Source organism: Pseudomonas sp. Sample_23 (assembly GCF_004307595.1).
GTDB classification, from domain to species: Bacteria; Pseudomonadota; Gammaproteobacteria; order Pseudomonadales; family Pseudomonadaceae; genus Aquipseudomonas; species Aquipseudomonas atacamensis.
The window spans coordinates 51,160-72,620 of sequence record NZ_RCNX01000088.1; the positions used below are offsets into that span (position 1 = coordinate 51,160).

The 21,461-nt window shown below is 57.3% G+C and carries 19 protein-coding genes and 1 pseudogene; 10 read left to right on the forward strand and 10 right to left on the reverse strand.

Translation table 11 applies throughout. The annotated features are described in order from the left end of the window. Window positions 1–21 precede the first annotated feature (21 nt). Entirely contained in the window at window positions 22–855 is an 834-nt protein-coding gene (gene galU / locus D8U82_RS23840; RefSeq protein ID WP_130903113.1) for a UTP--glucose-1-phosphate uridylyltransferase GalU, read from the reverse strand. A 387-nt stretch (window positions 856–1,242) separates the two neighbouring features. Between galU and galE the strand changes: the two genes are divergently transcribed. From galE to D8U82_RS23870, 6 genes are all read left to right on the forward strand, one after another. Then, window positions 1,243–2,259, forward strand: a complete 1,017-nt coding sequence (gene galE, locus D8U82_RS23845; RefSeq protein ID WP_016775458.1) for a UDP-glucose 4-epimerase GalE — start codon at window positions 1,243–1,245, stop codon at window positions 2,257–2,259. A gap of 230 nt (window positions 2,260–2,489) precedes the next feature. Continuing rightward, on the forward strand, window positions 2,490–2,726 hold the full coding sequence (locus D8U82_RS23850; protein ID WP_016775457.1) for a hypothetical protein: 237 nt from the start codon (window positions 2,490–2,492) through the stop codon (window positions 2,724–2,726). Between the two features lie 145 nt (window positions 2,727–2,871). After that, window positions 2,872–3,933 carry a polysaccharide biosynthesis/export family protein gene (locus D8U82_RS23855; protein ID WP_042609067.1) on the forward strand — a complete coding sequence of 354 codons (1,062 nt, stop codon included), beginning with the start codon at window positions 2,872–2,874 and terminating at the stop codon, window positions 3,931–3,933. A gap of 12 nt (window positions 3,934–3,945) precedes the next feature. Then, complete coding sequence (locus D8U82_RS23860) at window positions 3,946–4,611, forward strand: YjbF family lipoprotein (protein WP_122880629.1); 666 nt, start codon at window positions 3,946–3,948, stop codon at window positions 4,609–4,611. Further along, window positions 4,608–5,369, forward strand: coding sequence for a capsule biosynthesis GfcC family protein (locus D8U82_RS23865; protein WP_130903114.1), 762 nt, complete (start codon window positions 4,608–4,610; stop codon window positions 5,367–5,369). The genes D8U82_RS23860 and D8U82_RS23865 overlap by 4 nt, the downstream gene beginning before the upstream one ends. Then, window positions 5,366–7,444, forward strand: a complete 2,079-nt coding sequence (locus D8U82_RS23870) for a YjbH domain-containing protein (RefSeq protein ID WP_122508333.1) — start codon at window positions 5,366–5,368, stop codon at window positions 7,442–7,444. Before D8U82_RS23865 ends, D8U82_RS23870 begins: the two co-directional genes overlap by 4 nt. Window positions 7,445–7,765: 321 nt before the next feature. Here D8U82_RS23870 and D8U82_RS23875 read toward each other — a convergent pair whose 3' ends face one another. The 3 genes from D8U82_RS23875 to D8U82_RS23885 form a co-directional block, all read right to left on the reverse strand. Continuing rightward, window positions 7,766–9,160, reverse strand: coding sequence for an undecaprenyl-phosphate glucose phosphotransferase (locus D8U82_RS23875; RefSeq protein WP_016775452.1), 1,395 nt, complete (start codon window positions 9,158–9,160; stop codon window positions 7,766–7,768). Window positions 9,161–9,550: 390 nt separating this feature from the next. Next, window positions 9,551–10,210 carry a helix-turn-helix domain-containing protein gene (locus D8U82_RS23880; protein WP_122699470.1) on the reverse strand — a complete coding sequence of 220 codons (660 nt, stop codon included), beginning with the start codon at window positions 10,208–10,210 and terminating at the stop codon, window positions 9,551–9,553. Window positions 10,211–10,487: 277 nt separating this feature from the next. After that, complete coding sequence (locus tag D8U82_RS23885; RefSeq protein ID WP_125918355.1) at window positions 10,488–11,228, reverse strand: winged helix-turn-helix domain-containing protein; 741 nt, start codon at window positions 11,226–11,228, stop codon at window positions 10,488–10,490. Between the two features lie 571 nt (window positions 11,229–11,799). On the opposite strand from D8U82_RS23885, the gene D8U82_RS23890 reads away from it, so the two are divergent. Then, the gene (locus tag D8U82_RS23890) at window positions 11,800–12,633 is read left to right on the forward strand and encodes an undecaprenyl-diphosphate phosphatase (RefSeq protein ID WP_125927266.1); all 834 of its coding nucleotides are present in this window, start codon (window positions 11,800–11,802) and stop codon (window positions 12,631–12,633) included. Here D8U82_RS23890 and D8U82_RS23895 read toward each other — a convergent pair whose 3' ends face one another. Both D8U82_RS23895 and dusA read right to left on the reverse strand, forming a co-directional pair. After that, window positions 12,634–13,014, reverse strand: coding sequence for a DUF2388 domain-containing protein (locus D8U82_RS23895; RefSeq protein ID WP_125927265.1), 381 nt, complete (start codon window positions 13,012–13,014; stop codon window positions 12,634–12,636). A gap of 75 nt (window positions 13,015–13,089) precedes the next feature. Next, the gene (dusA, locus tag D8U82_RS23900) at window positions 13,090–14,076 is read right to left on the reverse strand and encodes a tRNA dihydrouridine(20/20a) synthase DusA (RefSeq protein WP_122880625.1); all 987 of its coding nucleotides are present in this window, start codon (window positions 14,074–14,076) and stop codon (window positions 13,090–13,092) included. 647 nt (window positions 14,077–14,723) lie between these two features. Here dusA and lepB point away from each other — a divergent pair. From lepB to D8U82_RS23915, 3 genes are all read left to right on the forward strand, one after another. Continuing rightward, window positions 14,724–15,521, forward strand: coding sequence for a signal peptidase I (lepB, locus tag D8U82_RS23905; RefSeq protein WP_122603762.1), 798 nt, complete (start codon window positions 14,724–14,726; stop codon window positions 15,519–15,521). 613 nt (window positions 15,522–16,134) lie between these two features. Continuing rightward, window positions 16,135–18,069 (forward strand): methyl-accepting chemotaxis protein, encoded by a 1,935-nt coding sequence (locus D8U82_RS23910; RefSeq protein WP_130903115.1) that lies wholly within the window; start codon window positions 16,135–16,137, stop codon window positions 18,067–18,069. Window positions 18,070–18,211: 142 nt separating this feature from the next. Then, window positions 18,212–19,021, forward strand: coding sequence for an EAL domain-containing protein (locus D8U82_RS23915; RefSeq protein WP_071173021.1), 810 nt, complete (start codon window positions 18,212–18,214; stop codon window positions 19,019–19,021). Window positions 19,022–19,079: 58 nt separating this feature from the next. Here the strand turns inward: D8U82_RS23915 and D8U82_RS23920 are convergent. The 4 genes and pseudogenes from D8U82_RS23920 to copC form a co-directional block, all read right to left on the reverse strand. Beyond that, a pseudogene (locus tag D8U82_RS23920) lies at window positions 19,080–19,259 on the reverse strand (DUF6691 family protein); the annotation flags it as partial. Window positions 19,260–19,337: 78 nt separating this feature from the next. Continuing rightward, window positions 19,338–20,123: a transporter substrate-binding domain-containing protein gene (locus D8U82_RS23925; protein ID WP_130903116.1), complete on the reverse strand. Its 786-nt coding sequence runs from the start codon at window positions 20,121–20,123 to the stop codon at window positions 19,338–19,340. Between the two features lie 58 nt (window positions 20,124–20,181). Next, window positions 20,182–21,051: a copper homeostasis membrane protein CopD gene (gene copD, locus D8U82_RS23930; RefSeq protein WP_130903117.1), complete on the reverse strand. Its 870-nt coding sequence runs from the start codon at window positions 21,049–21,051 to the stop codon at window positions 20,182–20,184. A gap of 3 nt (window positions 21,052–21,054) precedes the next feature. Then, window positions 21,055–21,429: a copper homeostasis periplasmic binding protein CopC gene (gene copC / locus D8U82_RS23935; RefSeq protein ID WP_056791417.1), complete on the reverse strand. Its 375-nt coding sequence runs from the start codon at window positions 21,427–21,429 to the stop codon at window positions 21,055–21,057. Between the last annotated feature and the right edge of the window lie 32 nt (window positions 21,430–21,461).

Sequence of the window (21,461 nt, forward strand, 5' to 3'; positions counted from 1 at the left end):
CTCTGGTGATGGGGGGGCGTCTCAGCGGCCCTTGAGGTACACGTTGTCGTAGCAGAAGTTGGTCGCCTGCAAGTAGCCCTCGGCATCGCCGCAATCAAAGCGCAGGCCTTTGAATTTGTAGGCCAGCACGCAGCCGTTCTGCGCCTGTTTCATCAGTGCGTCGGTGATCTGGATTTCGCCGCCCTTGCCCGGTTCGGTGTCGGCGATCAGGTCGAAGATGTCCGGGGTGAGGATGTAGCGCCCGATGATCGCCAGGTTCGACGGCGCGTCCTGCGGCGCCGGTTTTTCCACCATGTTGTTGACCCGGTAGATGCCCTCGGAAATCAGCTCACCGGCAATCACGCCGTACTTGTGAGTCTGGTCGGCCGGGACTTCCTGAATGGCGACGATCGAGCAACGGAATTTCCTGTACAGCTGGATCATCTGCGACAGCACACCGTCGCCTTCCAGGTTCAGACACAGGTCGTCGGCCAGCACCACGGCAAACGGCTCGTCGCCGATCAATGGGCGACCGCTGAGAATGGCGTGGCCCAGGCCTTTCATTTCCACCTGACGGGTGTAGGAGAAGATGCAGGTGTCGATCAGCTCGCGGGTGCCGGCGAGGAATTTCTCTTTCTCGGTGCCACGAATCTGGTGCTCGAGTTCGTAGCTGATGTCGAAGTGGTCTTCCAGCGCGCGCTTGCCCCGGCCGGTGACGATGGCCATGTGTTGCAGGCCGGCGTCCCGCGCTTCTTCAACGGCGTATTCAATCAACGGCTTGTTGACGATCGGCAGCATCTCTTTCGGCATGGCTTTGGTCGCCGGCAAGAAACGCGTGCCGTAGCCGGCAGCGGGGAACAAACATTTACGAATCATAAAAGTATCCTGGACAGTCATGGAACACAGGCGACGGTTGCGCACCAGAAAGTGGCGGCAAGTTTCAATGATTATTGAAGGCTTACTTTAATACCCGAGTCAGGTTGTTGCTGGCAATTAGTTGCGCTGTTAAAAAGCGCTAATGTTATGAGATGTCGACTACTTGGTTGTAAGTTATTTTTAGTCGGTATCTGTCGATAGTGATAAGTATCCAGGGAGTGCTAATAAGTACCCGTCAAACAGTTTGACCGGCAAAAATAATTATTGCCAGTGGTTGAACTAAATTTGTTTGAGGTTGTTGTCGCCCTGTTTGTGTGAATTGCTCCGCATATCCACCAGGCATGGCTTGACACGCTACCGGGTATTTATTCAATGACGGACCGCGCTATGAAGATTCTGGTAACGGGTGGTGCCGGCTATATCGGCTCGCATACCACACTTGCATTGCTTGAGGCAGGTTATGAAGTTGTCGTTCTGGATAATCTTTGTAACAGCAGCGACGCAGCACTTCACGCCGTTGAAGCCATTTGCGGCAAAAGTGCATGGATGATTCGCGGCGATGTCTGCGATCGGCCGCTGCTCGACCGGATTTTCCGCGAGCATCAGATCGACGCCGTGCTGCATTTCGCCGGGCTCAAAGCCGTGGGCGAGAGTGTGCGCAAGCCGCTCGAATACTACGAAACCAACGTCGGCGGCAGCATCACTCTGTGTCAGGCGATGGCAGCGGCGGGGGTGTTCCGGCTGGTGTTCAGTTCCTCGGCGACGGTGTACGGCGAGCCTGAAGAGATGCCGATTCGCGAGGATTTTCCTACGGGCAATCCGACCAATCCCTACGGTCAGTCCAAGCTGATCGTCGAGAACGTGCTGCGCGACCTGAGCCTCGCCGAGCCGCGCTGGAGCATTGCGCTGCTGCGCTACTTCAACCCTATCGGCGCCCACGCCAGCGGGCACATGGGCGAAGACCCCAACGGCATCCCGAACAATCTGGTGCCGTATATCAGCCAGGTTGCGGTCGGCAGCCTGCGTGAGCTGTCGATTTTCGGTAACGATTACCCGACCGCCGATGGCACCGGCGTGCGCGATTACATTCATGTCGTCGATCTGGCGGACGGGCATTTGAAAGCGTTGCAGTCGATCAGCGAGCGCACCGGCATTCACACCTGGAACCTCGGCACCGGCGATGGCTACAGCGTGCTGCAAGTGCTGCATGCGTTCGAACAGGCCTGCGGGCGGCCGGTGCCGTACCGGATGATGCCGCGCCGCGCCGGTGATATCGCCGAGAGTTTTGCCGATGCTTCGAAAGCGGCGAAAGAACTCGGCTGGAAAGCCACGCGCAACTTGCAGGACATGGTCGCCGACACTTGGCGCTGGCAATCGAATCATCCCAATGGTTATTCGCGATGATGGCCATTTAGTCCGATGTTAGTTTCAGTCAGGTTGTTAGATAACGTCGGGAAATTACACTGGCAATGCCATTTGCAAATCCGTAGATATAAACCTGCCGTTCGACTTTAGCAGTTGCACAGGACTGTGAAAGAACAACGGATCTTGTTCGCGCTCTTTGCGGACTTGAAAGCTACCAGCTCTGACACAGATCTGTTTTTTAACAGTTCGAATGTTAGAAAGGAGTTGTTATGAAAAAAGTGATGGCAGTTGCCCTGTTGACGATGTTGAGCAACTGGGCTGCCGCCGCTGAAGCACCGTTGACAGCGGTAACCAATGTAGGTGGCAGTGTGGCGGCTTCGCAAGCGCCCGCGGCCAGTACTGCAATGGTTGCCAGTGCTGTAGCGGCGTCCAACAGCGGTGGCAGTGCCAACGGCGGTACCACCGGTACGACGGGTACCACCGGTACAACCGGCACGCATAACTAACAGGAACATTTGTTAGTGCAGTACAGAGTCGCCCGACGCAAGTCGGGTGACTTTGTTTTTTGGATTCGCCCTTGAATAGCGTAGTGCCATTATGACTCGTAGTGTTTATCTTTTAATGTTGGCAAGTCTCGCTTTGCAAGGTTGCATGTTTTCCCCCGGCCAGTACCTGAGCACCAGCGATATCACCCGCCAGGGTGCCAGCGAAAGCAGTCGGGTCGAGCTGATTCCGATCACACCGAAGTTGATCGCCATGAACCGCGCCACCCAGAAGCGTGAGTCGCTGCCGGCGGAGCTGCTGGTGACGCCGGCGGAATATCGCATCGGCAACAATGACGTGCTGTACATCACCGTCTGGGATCATCCGGAGCTGACCGCCCCCTCCGGCGCGCAACAACAAATCGATGCCAACGGCCGTCTGGTGCGCTCCGATGGCACGCTGTATTACCCGTTCATCAAGGAAGTCCAGGCCGCCGGCCGGACTATCCAGCAACTGCGCGCTGACATCGAACAGCGCTTGTCGGCGTTCATCGCCGAGCCGCAGGTCGACGTCGCGGTGCTGCGCTTCGCCAGCCAGAAAGTCGTGGTCACCGGCGCCGTGACGAAGGCCGGCCCGCAAGCGATTTCGACCAATCCGCTGAGTGTGGTCGAAGCCCTCGGTTCCGCTGGCATCGACACTAATAACGCCGACTTGTCGGGCCTGCTGCTGACGCGCAACGGGCGGGTGTATCCGCTCAATCTCGACTCGCTCAATCAGCAGGATTCCGAACTGCAGAACGTCTACCTCAAGGGCGGCGATCAGCTGTATCTGCCGTACAACGACAACAAGCGCATCTACGTCATGGGCGAGGTCAACCAGCCACGCGCGCTGAGCTTCAAGACCGCAACCATGAACCTGTCCGACGTGCTCGGTTCGGTCGGTGGCCTGAGTCAGACCAGTTCCAACGGTAACGCGGTGTACGTGATTCGCGGCGTGGAAAATCTCGACGTCGAGCCGGCGAAGATCTATCAGCTCGAAGCCGAATCGCCGACCGCCATGGCGCTGGCCTCGCACTTTCAGGTGCGGCCGCAGGATGTCGTCTACGTCGGCCCGGCCAACGTTACGCGCTGGAACCGTTTCATCAGCCAGTTGGTGCCGTCGGCGTCGATTGTCGGCACCGGGGCTTCGGCAGCGAAGAACTGGAGCGAATACAGCAACAACAGCAAATAAGGCCGCCCGACTGTGAACCTATTGAAAGTGGGCGTCTGCCTGGTGGCGGCCTCGTTGCTGTGCGGCTGTAACCCGCTGATGAGCGCATCGCTGAACAACCTCAAAGCCGCCGTCGTCGGCCCCGACGAGGTTGATGTGACAGCGGCCGAAGTCGCCGGGGTCAACTACCCGCAACTGAAACTGACCACGCCATCCGGCTCAGGTGTACTGGCGCTGGTGCGCGAGCGCGAAGACCTGCAATTCTGGGTCGCCTCCGGCAAGCAGGTGTTGCTGCTGCGCGATGGCCTCGCCGTGCGCAGCATCGGCCTCGGCCTGCAAGGTGATCTGGATGGCACGCGGCTGGCCGATGATTCGCCGTTCAAACAGGGTCTGCATCACGTCGCCGACGGTTTCACCACACGGCGCTGGATTGATCTGTACAAGGGCCAGGAAGTCGGCGTGATCGTCAACAGCCGCTTCTCGCGCCGCGCCACCGAAACCCTGGAAATTCTCGACAAGCCTTACTCGGTGCTGCGCATCGATGAACAGATCGACGCCCCAGCCATCGGCCTCAGCGCGACCAACCGTTACTGGGTCGACCCGCGCGACGGTTTCATTCTGCAGAGCGAGCAACAACTGACCTCGCAATTGCGCGTGAAGCTGGTGCAATTGACTCCTGATCGCAGGCATCTGCCGTGAAGCGCTTAAGCCTAATCGCGGCGGGTCTTTTGCTGGTCGCAGGGGCGAGTCAGGCCGCCGTCATCGTGTCCGGCGACGTCGCCAATCCCGGTCCGATCGCATTGCCGCCGGGTGGACGCCTGTTCGATGTGATCAGCGAAGCCGTGCCCAATGCAGAGGGTTATTGGCTGGCGGGCGGCTTGTTGCGCCAGGCGCTGGTCGAGGAACAGACACGGCTCAAGGTCGGCGTGTTGTTCGATCTCGAGGTGCTGCAGCGCATGGCGACGCTGTTTGATCGGCCAAGCCGCGCGGCACTGGCACAGCGCGTTGCTGAAGAAGTCCGACAAATGCCAGTGACCGGACGGCAGATCGCTGACCTCGATCCGGTAGCGGTGGAAGTCGGCTTCGCGCGCAACATTCGCCTGGATGACGGCGATCGGCTGATCTATCCGAAACGGGTTGATGAAGTGCAGGTGTTGGGCGCGGTCACCGAGCCATGTCACTTGCCGTACCAGCCATTGCAGGAGGCTCGTGAATACCTGGAAGGCTGCTCGATTCTCGACGATGCCGAGGCCGATTACCTGTGGCTGATCCAGCCCAACGGCGTGTCGCGGCGCGTCGGCATCGCGCACTGGAATCGCGAGTCCGGGCAGTTTCCGGTGGCCGGCAGCAGGATTCTGGTGCCGATTAAAAATGATGATCTGGATCCGCCTCTTCCTGAATTGAATCAGCAGTTGGCCGAATTCATTGCCACGCAGCTGGCCGAGGTGGTTCGTTGAAGTTACGTTTTGCAGCTGTGTTGTTATTGCCCTGCGGTCTGGCTCACGCCGAGCCGCGCATCACCCAGAATGACTTCGGTGGCGCCGGTCTGTTGCAGACACCGACGGCGCGCATGGCCCCGGCCGGCGAGCTGAGCGTCAATGCCAACCGCACCGATCCCTACAGCCGCTACAGTGTGTCGTTGCAACCGCTGGACTGGCTCGAAGGTTCGTTCCGCTACACCGCGATCACCAACCGGCCGTACGGCTCGGAGGCCCTCAGCGGCAGTCAAAGCTACAAGGACAAGGCGGTCGACGCCAAAGTACGCCTGTGGCAGGAAAGCCACTGGGCGCCGGAAGTGGCGCTGGGCTTTCGAGATATCGGTGGTACCGGTTTGTTCTCCAGCGAATTCTTCGTCGCCAACAAGCGCTTCGACAATTTCGACTTCAGCGCCGGCATTGCCTGGGGCTACATCGGTAATCGCGGCGACTTCGACAACCCGCTGGGCTACGTCAGCAATCGCTTCGATACGCGCCCGGCGCTGGAAGGCACCGGTGACGTCAACTCCGGCTCGTACTTTCGCGGCAAGCCTTCACTGTTCGGTGGCGTGAGCTACCAGACGCCGTGGGATCGGCTGAGCCTGAAGCTGGAATTCGAAGGCAACGACTACAAGAACGAGCCGAAGGACAACGAGATCAAACAGGACTCGCCGATCAACCTTGGCGCGGTGTTCAAGGTGACCGATTCGATCGATCTGAGCGCTGCTTGGGAACGGGGCAACACGGCGATGTTCGGCGTGACCTTTCACACCAATTTCGTCAGCCGCAAGGCGCCGGCCAAGACCTACGACCCGACCCCCGAACCGCTGCCGGCGAAGGCGCCGACGACCTCGATGGAACAGGTCAACTGGGCCGATGTGTCGCGGCGTTTGCAGCAGAATGCCGGGTACAAGGTCGAGCGCATCAGCCAGCGCGATTCCGAACTGATCGTCTATGGCGAGCAGCAGCGTTATTTCCATTCGTCCAAAGCCGTTGGCCGCGCGAGCCGGATTCTCGACAACAGCGTCAACGACGACATCGACTGGTTCACCGTGGTCAACAAGCGCTACGACTTGCCGCTGGAAGAAACCAGCCTGCCGCGCCAGACCTTTCGCGAAGTGATCAACAACGAAGAACCCTTGGAGGCGCTGCACCGCACCACCGAAATCAACCCGGCGATGCCGCACAACGAGACAACCCTCTACACCGAAGCGCCGCAGCATTTCAGCTATGGCGTGGGGCTGGGCTTCAAGCAGAACGTCGGCGGCCCGGACGGTTTGCTCTATCAATTCAGTGCTGACGCGGACGCGGAATATCGCTTCAACCGCAACACCTGGTGGAGCGGTTTGCTCAGCGCCAACCTGGTCAACAACTTCGACAAATTCGTCTACGACGCGCCGAGCGGATTGCCTCGCGTGCGCACGGATTTGCGCCAGTATCTGACCACGTCAAACACGACCATGCCGTTGTTCCAGCTCAGCCATGCCGAGCAGTTGGACAAGGATCTGTACGGCATGGTGTACGGCGGCTATCTGGAATCGATGTTTGCCGGCGTCGGTGCGGAAGTGTTGTTCCGCCCGACCGGCGAGCGCTGGTCGCTGGGCGCCGATCTGAACTGGGTGCGCCAGCGTGATTTCGATCAGGGCTTTGCCTTGCGCGATTACTCGGTAGTGACCGGGCATATCACCGGCTATACCGATCTGCCGTTCGACACGCTGGCGGCGGTCAGTGTCGGTCGCTATCTGGCCGGAGACTGGGGCACCACCGTGGATATCTCCCGTGAGTTCTTCAACGGCGTGCGCGTCGGTGCCTGGGCAACCATCACCACGGCCAGCAGCGCCGAATATGGCGAAGGTAGTTTCGACAAGGGGCTGTACCTGTCGATCCCGTTCGACGAAATGATGAGCATGTCGACCATGCGCCGCGCCAACCTGGTCTGGGCACCACTGACCCGAGATGGCGGCGCCAGACTGAGCCGCAGCTATCAACTGCACTCGATGACGGATAGCCGGGAAGGGGACATGTTCTATCGCAACTTCGAGAAGATTACCGAGTAAGCGCTGGTCTGTGAGAGCGAGCCTGCTCGCGAATGGCCCGGCACATCCAACATCTTCAGTGCCTGACACAACGCTTTCGCGAGCAGGCTCGCTCCCACAGGGTGTTGTGTTACAGCACAGTTTTCGACCCTAACCCTGATCCCTGTGGGAGCGAGCCTGCTCGCGAATGGTCCGGCACATCCAACGTCTCCATCGCCTGACACACCGCTTTCGCGAGCAGGCTCGCTCCCACGGGGGCGCACCTGTAGTCGATACTGGTTACCCAAATCCCGCCCACAAAAAAGGGGACGTTCGTCCCCTTGTGATCTGCAGCGCTAAGCCTCAGTAAATATCCTTCGACAACAACGTAAACGGCGTCTTCACGAGGATCTTCAGATCCAGCCACAACGACCAGCTGTTGATGTACTGCAGGTCGATCTCGACACGCTTTTGCATCTTGTCGATGGTGTCGGTCTCACCGCGGCAGCCGCTGATCTGTGCCAGGCCAGTGATGCCCGGTTTGATTCGGTGACGCGCCATGTAAGCGAGGATCTTGCCCGAGTAGTAATTGTTGTGCGCCACCGCATGCGGCCGTGGACCTACCAGCGCCATATGCCCCTGCAACACGTTGAACAGTTGCGGCAACTCATCCAGCGAAGTGCGGCGGATAAAACGGCCTACTGCGGTAATGCGCGAGTCATTGCGGCTGGCCTGTTTCACTTCGCGGTCATCGTGGACACGCATCGAGCGGAATTTCCAGACCTTGATCACCTTGCCGTTCCAGCCATGGCGGTCCTGCTTGAAAAATACCGGGCCGGGCGAGTTGATTTTCACCGCCAGAGCGATGATCAACAGCAGCGGACTGAGCGCGATGATCGCCAGGAATGCCACGGTTTTTTCAACCAGACTCTTGCTCAGGGCAGCGGTGGGGCGGCTGGTCAGCGGGCTTTCGTTCAGGTAAATCGCCGGCAGGCCGTCCACGACTTTCACCGAATGATTGAGCAGGGTCAGGCTGTTCAAGTCCGGCACCCACACCACATCGACGTTGGCCCCGAGCAAATCGACATACATCGCTTCGATCTTCGCCGCTTCGCACAGCGGCAGGGTAATGTAGAGGCGGCGAATGTCGTGGGCTTCGATCAGCTCGAGCAACTCGTCCTGAGCGCCAACGACACGCGGTGCGTCGGAAGCGAGGACCGGTTTGTCACCGTTGCTGACCAGACCGATCAGCGGCAGGTTTTCCAGTTGGCTGAGCTTTTTCGCCAGGCCCAACGCCAGTTCGCCGGTGCCGACAATCAGCGTGCGGTGTTCGCTTTTACGCGAACGCTGGTAGTACTTGGAAAACGCATGCAGCGGCGCGTAGAGGAACGCCTGACCGAGGAAGCCATACACCGCCCAGCTGAGAATCACCTGACGGGAAAACAGCTCATCGGCCTGGCAGACAAACGCGATGCACGCCAGCGCGGCCATGGTCATCGACCAGCCCATGAACAAGCGGCCGAGGCCGGTCAGGTAGTTGTCGCGTTTGCGATAAACGCCGCTGAATGTGTAAGCCGGCACCGAGGCCAGGACGGCGAGGGTGGCGCACATTCGGTAGTAGAACGCGACGGTGCCGGTGTGCTGTTCAGCGAGGATGAACAGCAGCGTCACAACGAAAGCCTGTGCCAGCGCCCATTGGCCCCAAAAGGTCAGTCCCTTGAGGCCCGTGCTTCGATTAATACTGAGAGAAAGATCCATACGATATCCCCAAAAGACGTCCATTCAGGTTTCAACAGTTGAAAGCCGAGTTGTTATGCAGACTTATTGTTTTTGTTTTAGCGAGTGTCTTGAGGTAACAACATCGAGAGCCGAACTGTCGTCAGCCAATAGACTAAGTTATTGCCGGGAATGGTGTCTGACGAGTTCTAACAAGATGGCACAATGCCAACTTTTTAATAATTAAATAGAAGGTTGTTAGAAAAGGTCGCAGAGCGGGGGATGAAAAAGCGAGGGCGTATTTGTTACTGTTGAAGGGTGAAGGCAGGGAAGCTTTTATTGAATCAGGGAGGGAAAACCAAACAGAGTGCTCTTCTTGTTGTTGTAGTCGCACTTTATATCTGTTTGTCTTGGTTTGTGTGTCGCTTGTGATTAAGCAACGACTTCCTGGATCAGGCAATATCCGCGATTTCTTACGGCTCGGAACAATCGCTCGCCATTACTTGCGCTCTTGAATTTATCCTGCAATCGGCTCAGGCACATTTCCAGGCCACGGTATTGCTCGGGTTCCCGACCAATGCTGATGATCAAGTCATCACGACTGACCACGCGCTCTTCATGGCTCAGCATTTTCCTGACCAGAGCGGTTTCCAAACCAGTCAGGCTGATCGCAACATTGTCCTTGAGCAACACGCCTTGTTCATCGTCAAGATGCCAGGTGTCGCTGCAAGGCTCAGTGCTCTCGCAGACATTGGAGATATGAGCGCGTTCTGCACTGCGTGTCGGGAAGCTTTGAAACGGATTGTCTGTTTGCGCAGCTCGCCATTCATTTTCAAGAGTGGCCAGTATGCGTTGAGTATCATGTTCGATACTGCGCGCAACATTCTTTCGGCTGAGGCTTGGGTAACTGAACTCCATGACCATCGGGGCGGAAGAGGGCGAAGCAACACCTTCAACAAACATTTGTGCCTGCGACGTGCCAAACGAATTGAAACGCTCACTGGACAAGATGCTTTCCAGTTCACGTTGCGACGTTGTGCTGTGCGTCACAACAACAAAATATTTTCTGGGGAGGGTTGTACTCGTTTCCATGTCTCTCTCCTAAATACACACCAAAATTGGCTAAAAGATAAATCGGCAGGCGAGCAATGACTTCCTCGGAAGTAATCGTAGGCAGGGTTCTGGCCGAAAATGGCCATCGATAAATTCCACTCGATCTGCTGCTATGTTATGGAGTTTTATTGTTATGTGGCGTGATGCCGTGCTCATTCAAGTGCTTGAGTTTTAATAAGTATGAGGCGCAATTGAAACGATATGGCTGCATCAGACGATCCTTCGTACGTATGCAAAAGGGAAGACTGCCCGAGACTCAGGCAGTCGATATCAGGCCCCGCATCAGGCGATAGCCGTAGCCGCGGATGCTCTGAATCGCGTTTGTACCATACATGTCCTTGATTTTTCCACGCAAGCGACTGATTGATTTTTCCAGTGCCCGAGGGTCGTAGAAATTGGTGTTGAGGCCCATGATGCTGGCGATTTCATCATGACTCAGAATGTGATTGCCGGTGTGCGCAAAGGCCTCGAGGATCTTCATTTCGGCGAAAGAGATATCCAGTTTGCGCCGACTGTCCATCAGGCAGATCCGCGTCGGATCAAGCGTGAGATTGATATCTCGTTGCCAGTCTTCGCTGTTGAAGAACTCCGCGAGCAAGTCTTCGCTGTCATCGCTCAATGTGTTGAGCTTGATACAGGCATCCGCCCCGGCGAGGAAATATTTGATCTTGTTGACGGCACCGCGGCCGGTAACGACAGCGCAAATAAGTGGCTTCAAGTTGTCATCGCGCAGGGTCTGCACCAGGGCCAGATTTTCTTCGATGGCTTGTGGACTATCGATGATGACGAAAATGGCGCGATAGGAACCTATGTAGCCGTGCTGTTTATATGAACTAGTGAAAGCACCTGTTTCCAGGGTCATATCGGGTTGCACGTGCTTTGCGATCAGCGATCTGAAATGATCAGCCACACCCAGTGTACGACCCAGCGCAAGAACACCGGATTCATCATTTGTCGGGCGCGGACTTCTCGTCGCCAAGTTCCCTGAGAGCATCATGCGTTGACTCGAATTAGGTGCTGACATCGGGATGTTAAAGCACCGGTTCTCATCTGTGACTGACAATTGGTAACATTTGTGCGGATTTTAGACGTGTCTCCCGAGTTTTCTAACAATAACTAAGCTTTTCAGGCTTTTAGTTGATTTTCTCGGGCTTGTGAACTAATGCGTAAGTGATGGCTATATGCAATGGTGCCACTATTTTGAGCTTGTGGCGATGGCTTTGTCTATGTCCTTTTGCCATTGATTGGCCATGTCAACAATGTGTGAGGTTGATCACACTTCATATCTGAACTGAAATATTTGTAGTAATAGATGTAAATTTTTTCCGTTTAGTTCGTCGGCCGACGATTACTAACATGACTTGAGTGTGGCAGTCCGTTAGACCTATTCTTCGAAATCAAAAGATCGCAGCCTTCGGCAGCTCCTACATGGAAATGCATTCCAAATGTAGGAGCTGCCGAAGGCTGCGATCTTTGGATCTTCATATGCGCCAATTGTGTAACTCAGATACTCAACCCCTGAGTGTTATTGACTGGTCGCTCACCCTGAGTGCTCTGACGGAGGATTAATGGATTTCTGGACCCTTTTCCAGGTGTTGATATTAGGCGCGGTAGAGGGCTTGACCGAGTTCTTGCCCATCTCGAGTACCGGTCACCAGATTATTGTCGCCGACCTGCTCAAGTTTGGCGGCGAACGCGCGATGGCGTTCAACATCATTATTCAACTGGGGGCCATTCTTGCTGTGGTCTGGGAGTTTCGTCCGAAGATCTTCGAAATCGTCAAAGGCCTGCCCACCGAGCGCAACGCGCAACGTTTCACCCTTAATCTGCTGATCGCGTTTTTCCCGGCCGTTATCCTCGGCGTGTTATTCGCCGACGCGATTCATGAATACCTGTTCAACCCGATCACCGTTGCGGTGGCCCTGGTTGTTGGCGGCATCGTTATGTTGTGGGCCGAACAGCGCAGCCATGTAGTCAGCGTCGAACATGTCGACGACATGCGCTGGTCTCACGCGTTGAAGGTCGGTTTCGTACAATGCCTGGCGATGATTCCCGGCACCTCGCGTTCCGGCTCGACGATCATCGGCGGTCTGCTCTTCGGCCTTTCGCGCAAAGCCGCCACCGAGTTCTCGTTCTTCCTCGCCATGCCGACCATGGTCGGCGCCGCCGTTTATTCCGGCTACAAATACCGCGACCTGTTTCAACCCAACGACCTGCCTGTCTTCGCCCTCGGCTTCGTCACCGCCTTCATCTTCGCCATGATCGCCGTGCGTGGCCTGCTCAAATTTATCGCCAACCACAGCTATGCCGCGTTCGCGTGGTACCGGATCGGTTTTGGTTTGTTGATTCTGGCAACCTGGCTGTTTGGCTGGGTCAACTGGACCGCCGCAGCGGCTGCCTGATCACTGCGCGCTGATCAACGCCGCCACGGCGAGATCGTTTAACGTCGAATCCGACGACTCCTGACGAAAGCGCTGCAAGGCCGAGGTGAAATACGCGGCTTGCAGCATGCCGTCGCTGGCCAGGAAGTACCGCGCGGCTTCGATTTCCTCAGCCGAGTAAACACGTTTTTTGAGGCCGGATATGTCCGAGGTTCCGTCGACCGACACCATCGTCGCCGTGAACACCAGAAAGCCGGACATTTGCGTTGATTCAAAAGGGCCACCGCTCCCTTCACCACACCCTCGCGCAAAATTGCACTCGGCGAAGATGTTGGAGGAAGCCGTCGAGCATAAAGCGAGGAGGGTGAAGCGATTGAATAGAGCACGTTTAAACGCGGGCATAACCAAGAGACATCCTGTCAGTACAACAAAACAGCGGGCAACGCTCATGCGGCGCCCGCACACTCAAACCATCAATCAACGACCTTCAAGCAACTCAGCCGCCTGATCCAGCAACGCCAACGGATCTTTTGCCTTGTGGATATCCACCGACAACAACTGACGAAACTTGCGCGCCCCGGGGAACCCCGTGCCCAAACCCAGCACGTGCCGCGTGATGTGATGCATCGCACCACCGGCCAGCAGATGTTCGGCGATATACGGCCGCAACTGCGCCAACGCCTCAGCCCGACTGATCACCGGCGCCGAACTGCCAAATAACTGCTGATCCACCTCCGCCAGCAAATACGGATTGTGATAAGCCTCACGCCCCAACATCACGCCATCGAACGTCTGCAGATGCTCATGGCAGGCTTCCATGGTCTTGATCCCGCCGTTCAGCACAATCTCCAGCTCCGGAAAATCCGCCTTCAACTGCGCCGCGACGTCATAACGCAACGGCGGAATGTCGCGATTCTCCTTCGGCGACAACCCCTCCAGAATCGCAATCCGCGCATGCACGGTAAAACTCGTGCAGCCGGCATCGCGAACAGTGCCGACGAAATCGCACAGCTCGGCATAACTGTCGCGCCCGTTAATGCCGATCCGGTGCTTCACCGTCACCGGAATCGACACCGCATCGCGCATCGCCTTCACACAATCCGCCACAAGTTGCGGATGACCCATCAGGCACGCGCCGATCATGTTGTTTTGCACACGATCACTCGGGCAGCCGACGTTCAGGTTCACCTCGTCGTAACCGTGCTCCTGAGCCATGCGCGCGCAGGCGGCTAGATCGAGCGGAACACTACCGCCGAGCTGCAACGCCAGCGGGTGCTCGGCTTCGTTGTGACGGAGGAAACGCTCGTGATCGCCGTTGAGCAGAGCGCCGGTGGTGACCATTTCGGTGTAGAGCAGGGCGTTCTTCGACAGGAGGCGTAGGAAGTACCGGCAATGGCGGTCCGTCCAATCCATCATCGGGGCGACAGAGAAGCGGCGGGAGAGTGTGACGGGTTGTAGGGACATGTGAGGAATCTGGATCAAGAAGGCGAAGGCGCAAGAGTTTATCAGGTCTGCGAACAGGCAAAGGCTTGCGAGCCGCTGTTTGTGGTTTGAACTGGGCTCCGACGCGCTCGGCCTGATGGGAGGAAGTGTATTTCTGCCTGTTTTCTGTCCTTCAGTATCCGTTTAAACGATTGCGCAGGCGCTTGTTTAAATCTGACTGGTGAAAGTCATCCGAAGCCTACCTTGTCTTGCGCCTCCCCTACACCTAAGACAGAATCCGCCGGCTTGTGCGTCTAGCCTGCGGGTTTTATCGTCTCCGGGTCACTGAAAACAGTGATCGGGTTTGGTAGCGCGTTCCGTCAAAAGCACAAGACTACCGTCTTGCGACGACGTTTCTCGTCTTTGTTTTATGGTGGTCATGCGCGGGGCGTCTTCGGATGCGCCGGGGTTCCCGACGACCGGTCTACCAACCTGCATATGGCCTCCACCCTTCGTTTGGTAGCGAGAGTGATGGCTCCCTTTCGTTCATCCGTCAGGAGTTGTACAGCCTGCAATTGCGTACGACCGGTTATTTTTCCGCTAAATAACCCCCACTGCATTGCCCGTAGCGCCCTATTGGCTGAATAGGCCGGGCGCTTGATTGTTAGCTATTTACGTGAAGAGAATTTATGTCTACTCCTGATAAGCCGAAGTTGCCGCTGCAAGCATTTGTGATGTCGTGCCTAGTGGCCGGCTGGGGGCTGGTGTATGCCGGTCAGGTGAAGTGGGCGGTGCGTGTTGCCGCTTTGCTTTATCTGGGGGTGATTTTACTCGGTGTCTGCGGGGTGCCTGCCACGCCATTGGGCCTGTATGTCTTTGCTACGTTTATCGTCCTGGTGAAACTCGGCTCGGCCACGGCGGCTGCGATATCGGTGCGTAGAAACGACCGTCCGGTGAACAGCCCCAGCACCCGTTTCCATGTGCTTTACGTGGTGGCGCTGGTCATCTTTACGCTGGTTCTTTTCGGTCCATTGCGAGGCCCGACGCTAGGGTTCAAGACTTACTTGATCCCCTCCGGCTCGATGGTTCCGACCCTTTCGATCGGTGACTATATCGTCACCAACATGCGCATCGACGCGCCGCAGGTGGGCGACATTGTGGTGTATCGCTACAACGGCACGGAGGCGGTCAAACGTGTGGCGGCAGTGGGTGGCGATACCTTGTCGATTGTTGACGGTAAGGTCATTCGCAACGGCGAAAACATGGGGCTGTTCTTTGCGCCGCCAGAGCGCGTGAAGGATCCTCGTTATCTGCAAACGCCGCAGACGGTGGTCGAGAAAGATCATGTTTATCTGCTCGGCGATAACCGCGACAGCAGTAACGACAGCCGCTTTATGGGTCAGGTCGCAGTCCAGGACATTACCGGTAAAGTCACCGGTATCTGGTATTCATCCGATCGATCGAGGATTGGCACAGCCTTTCAATGAACACAAAAGCCGTCACCTTAAGGTGACGGCTTACGCTTGCGGATCTAGCCAAACTGACTCGCCGACTCAACCGCAGATTTCGGCTTCCTCAACCGCGTCAGCTGGTAAGCAATCCAAACCATCACTGCATGGCCATCAAGGCAATCTGCGTGTATCCATGCCCACCACACACCACATCGGACGCCTCCGAGGCAGTGATTGCGTGGCCAGGCACCTGAATCCGCATTTTCAATCCCGTTTCACGCCAGTAGCAATGTGCCACAAATCATGATGGCAATGCGTCATCACGCCACTCAAAAAGTTCAACGTTTATACAAAAATATAAAGTTGTACAAGTTTTCCCGAAATTAATAGCATCCCTCCACACACCTTTGCTGAAACGATAAATCCAGCGTGCAGATGCTCTGTTTGCGACGTGAAAGGTTTGTCTGTCGGTGCTCGCGTCGGGTTGTTTTCGACGCTTCAACAGCATTGGCATTTGCATTTCCGGGACAGCTGGAGCGTCCCGTATTACGCCCTGGATGACGACCCCCGAATGTCTGGACGGTGACTGTGGTTACCGGTGATCAATTTTTGTGCCTGGCGTTTCGCGTCAGGACGTTTGAGGCTGAATATGGCAGTAGCATCGAATTTCCTCGGTGACATCAAAGTTTCCCGCAAGCTGGGAACCGGCTTCGGCATTCTTCTGCTGGCCGTTTTGGCGGTTGCCTTCATTGGCTATAACAGCAACAGCGTGCTGGTTGATCGCTTGAGTACGACGCGTCTGATCGGCACGTTGAATGACGCTACGCAAAATATGCGTCTGTCCGAGAAACAGTACGAAGCCGCCGCTGACGCAGCGTTCGCCGAGTCCTATAACGCGCAGTTGAATGTCTTGCAGGGCCTTGTGGGCAAGGCGCTGGACACCTTGACCCGCGCTGAAAACCAGCAAGCCCTGAAGGCGTTGCAAACCACGATTGTTGCCTACGACCAGAAGGTGAAACGGCTGATCGCTGCCGACCAGTCGACCACGGATGCGTTGAAACCGCTGACGGCGCTGTCGGACAAGTACGCGCAAACTTTTGCCGGCATGCTTGAAGGCACCACGACCAGTGCACTGGCGTCTGCCGATGGTGAACGCGTTCGGGAGCTGCGTACGGTGGCCGACTTGCGCAATGGCATGACCACGTTTCGCCTGATGTTGCGTCGTTACATCGCGGTGCCCAACGACGTGAACAAAAAACTGCTGATGGAAACCATCGATAGCTTCTTGAGTGATATCAGCAAGGCGCGCACCAGCCTGCCGACGGCGCTGTCGAGCCAACTGGAAGAAGCCCACGCCGGCATGCGCCGTTATCGCGAAGTACTGGTGGAAGTGGCCGGACTGTTTGAGCAGAAGCAGAACATGCGCGAGCAGGTCGACCAGGAAAGCAAGGCGATGGACAAGATCATGAGTGGCCTGATGGACACCCAGCAGCGCCTTGCGCATGAGGATCAGCATTCGGCTTTTATTCAGATGGCGGTATTGACTGCGTTGGCGCTGGTGATCGGGCTGTTGGCTTCGGTGGTCATCTCGCGCCAGATCACTGCGCCGCTAGCGCTGACGGTTGATCTGGCACGACGGATTGCCAAAGGCGACCTGACGGTCCAGGCCAGGTCTGCGCGCAAAGATGAGTTGGGCGATCTGCAAAATGCGATGCAGGAGATGGCGCAGAACCTGAACACGCTGGTGCAAGGTATCGGCAATGGCGTCACGCAGATTTCCACCTCTGCGGAAAAGCTCTCGGCCATGAGCGAGCAGACCAGCGCAGGTGTACGTCAGCAAAAAAGTGAAGTGGATCAAGTTGCCACGGCGATGCACGAAATGGCTTCGACGGTGCAGGAAGTTGCGCGTAACACCACCGATGCCTCCGCTGCCGCGACCCTCGCCGATCAGCAGGCGCGCCACGGCAGCACGGTGGTCAAGCAGGCGACGGTGCAGATCAGCGAACTTGCCATAGCCATTGAAGAGTTGGGCGGTGCGATGAATGTGCTGACTCAGGACAGCGAGCAGATCGGCAAAGTCATCGATGTGATCAAAGCCGTCGCCGAGCAGACCAATCTGCTCGCGTTGAACGCCGCTATTGAAGCCGCGCGGGCGGGTGAGCAGGGTCGTGGTTTTGCTGTGGTGGCAGACGAAGTGCGCTCGCTCGCACAGCGCACGCAGGACTCGACCAAGGAAATCGAAGCGCTGATCGTCACCCTGCAACAAGGCACGCAAGCGGCCGCGACGCTGATGACCTCAAGCCGCGAACGCACCCTCGATACGGTGGTACTGGCGCAGAAAGCCGAATTGGCGATTACCGAGATCAATCAGTCCATCGGTACGATCCAGGAGATGAGTCTGCAGATATCGGCCGCCGCCGAGCAGCAAAGTGCCGTGGCCGACGAAATCAACCGCAGCATTGTCAGTGTGCGTGATGTGGCTGACCAGTCGGCTGTCGCCAGCGAAGAAAGTGCGGCGGCGACGATCGAATTGGCGTCCCTGGGGCAGGACCTGCAGCGAATGACCGCGCATTTCCGCACCTGATCTTTTCAACTTGGCGCACGCGGTGCCTTCAACTATTCAGGCGCCGCGGGGGCTGAAGTTATTGCGTTGTTTGCAGATAACTAAGGCCAGCAGCTGTTTTATTTATCGCCATGGAAGGTTGCACCCCGTCATCAGGTGGTTCATGACCGACTTTCCAAAATCATTCGCGTCTCCCGGTGGCTGCCAGGGCTGTAGAAACAAAGGTGTGCCAGAGATGGATTTCGCCTTCGCTTTCCAGCCCATTGTGGATCTGCGCGATCAAACGACGTTTGCCCATGAAGCGTTGGTTCGCGGCGTAAACGGTGAAGGTGCCTTGTCTGTCCTGGAGCAGGTGGACGATCAGAACCGTTACCGATTCGATCAACTGTGTCGAGTGCGGGCAATTTCCACCGCGGCTGACTTAGGCATGACGCAGTACCTGTCGATCAACTTTCTGCCGAATGCCGTTTACCGGCCGGAGATGTGTATTCGCAGCACATTGGAAGCGGCGCGCACATACGGCTTTCCGCTGGAGCGGCTGATCTTCGAAGCCGTGGAAGGCGAGCACGTTGAAAGCAACAAACACTTGATGAATATCTTGCGTGAGTATCGTGAGTTTGGTTTCAAGACGGCCATCGACGACTTTGGCGCAGGCTATTCTGGCCTTAACTTGTTGGCGGATTTTCAACCGGACCTGATCAAGCTGGATATGGCGCTGATCCGCAATATTCACCGTGACCGCGTACGCCAGACCATCGTGCGCAACGTGGTCAACATGTGCAGAGAGTTGGGCGTGGAAGTGATCGCCGAGGGCATAGAAAATGCCGAGGAAAGAGACTTTCTCGCCGATTGCGGCATTTATCTGATGCAGGGCTACTGGTTTGCCAGGCCCTCGTTCAAATCGTTGGCGCAGATCTCGACGAGTGCGTGGCTGGGGAGATCATCCAATCCGCGCTCTTATGCAAAACATTGACCGCCACCGACACTGGCTGCCGTCGGTGCCATGCGCCTGAATGCCGGTTGTTCTGCGGTCACGGGTTGCGTCGGGTTTCCAGCAGCGTAAATAACCCCATGCCTGCGAGCATCGCCAATACGAAAACCATTGCCTGCCAGTGGCCCGTCAACAGGATGGTCACTGCCGGGCCAGGGCAGATGCCGGCTATCCCCCAACCGACGCCGAACAGCAGGCCGGCCAGGAATGCATTCAGTTTGAGCACGTTCAGATTCCCGACACCGCGTGCATTGAGCGAACCGTTCCCTCAACGCGCGCGGTGGCCGGGTTCCGTGGCTTACTGCGGCACCGCAATCCACTCACCCAACGTCTGCTGATACTTGCCAGTGACCTTGCTCAAGTGCAGCCACTGATCGACATACAGTTTCCAACTCATGTCATCGCGCGGCAGCAAGTAAGCCTTCTCCCCGTACTGCATGTACTTATGCGGATTCACCGCGCACAACCCCGGTTTGAGTTTCTGCTGATACAGCGCTTCCGAGGCGTCGGTGATCATCACGTCGGCTTTGTTGTCGAGCAGTTGCTGGAAGATCGTCACGTTGTCGTGTAGCGCCAGTTGCGCCTTGGGCAGGAAGGCGTGGACGAAGGCTTCGTTGGTGCCGCCGGCAGGTTCCACCAGGCGCACGTTGGGCTGGTTGATCTGGTCGATGGTCTGGTATTTGGACTGGTCGGCGCAGCGCACCAGCGGGATCTTGCCGTCGGTGTCGAGGGTGTTGCTGAAGTAGGCTTTTTTCTGCCGTTCCAGTGTGACCGAGATGCCGCCCATGCCGATGTCGCATTTGCCGGCCTGCATGTCGGGCATCAGGGTTTTCCAGGTGGTCTGCACCCATTGCACCTTGACGCCGAGGCTGTCGGCCAGGGAGCGGGCCATGCTGATGTCGATGCCTTCGAAGTCGCCGTCGCTGCGCTTGAAGGTGTAGGGCTTGTAGTCGCCGGTGGTGCAGACGCGCAACTGGCCTTGTTGCTGAATGCTGTCGAGGTGGGACGAGGCCGGGTCAGCGTGAGCGCCAGTCGCCAGGGTCAGCAGGCCGCCGAGGATCATCGTGCTTTTTAGTGTTGTCATTGAGATCGGGCTTCTGAAAGGGAAGGTGGCCCAGTGTAGTGAAAGCCTTCCACGGGTGTCATCCCGGGTCCGGACTCAATGTGCCGAGCCACGCCACCAGCGCCACGATCAACAGGGCAAGGGCCAGCTCCATCACCACACTGCGCCGCAGCGCTTTCGCGGCGATGAGGTGCTGGCCGTCGCGCAGCGATCGTTGCAGTGACGGTCCAAGATGAAAGCGGTTCAACGCAGCCAGCACCAGCATCACGGCAAACGCCAGCACCTTGATCGCCAGCAGCAGCCCGTAGGTGCCGAACAGCACTCCGTCGAGCCTTGGGCCGACGATGAAAAGATAATTCATCACCCCGGTGACCGACACCGTCAGCACGATCAACGCGCCCACCCATTCGAAGCGTTTCACTGCATCGGCGAGCAAGCGAAGGCGTGTATCACCGATCCGCCCGCTCACCATCACCACCAGCGCCAGCAAGGCACCCAACCACGCTCCCGCCGCAAGCAAGTGCAAGATGTCGCTGAGAAAGTGCCAGAACCGCAGCCATCCTTCGTCCATCGCGCCATGCCCGCTCCACGCCAGCGAAGCGAGGGCAATGGCGCCTGCCAACGACGCTGGCCACAGACTCGGCCGGATCACTACGATGGCCAGCGCTGTCATCCGCAGCGCCCACGCCAGGCCGACGTCCGTTTCCAGCAGCATCATCTGCAGGTGCGGCCACAATGCCGCGAGCTGGGTTTCGCCACTCATGGCGCGGGTCATCAGCACCAGCCCGGCCACTGACAGCAATGCCCCTGTCACTGCCATGCCGCGCAACAACGGACGGAACCGCAGCAGCGCGTTGAAGCTGTACAAGCCAAACAACGCCAGCCCGAACAACAGCAGCAAATCCACGTACAAGGCGAACCGCAGGATGATGTTGAGCAGGTCCGCCATTGTTCACTTCACTTTGAACGTGACGTTACCGGTGATCGGGTGCGTGTCGGCGGACACCGCGCGCCACTGCACCTGATAGGTGCCGGCAGGCAGCGGGGCGAGCGGGGTGATCAGCATGGTTTTCGGATCGCTGCTGGCGCTGACTTTGGCTTTCATCGGCATCGGCGAGTGAGCCATGCCACCCATTTCGGTCATTACCAGTTTGGCCCCGGAGAATTGCGTGACCAAGTTCTCGGAAAAGTGCAGCTCGATCCTGCCCGGCGCGGCGCCTTCCGCACCTTCGGCTGGCGTCGACGAGAGCAGTTTCGGATGGGCCTGGGCGAGGGTGCTCAGGAGCAATCCGCTGGCGAATATCAGGGGCAGGGTTAGTGTGCGCATGCAAGGTCTCCAATTTGTTTTTTTAGAAGAAT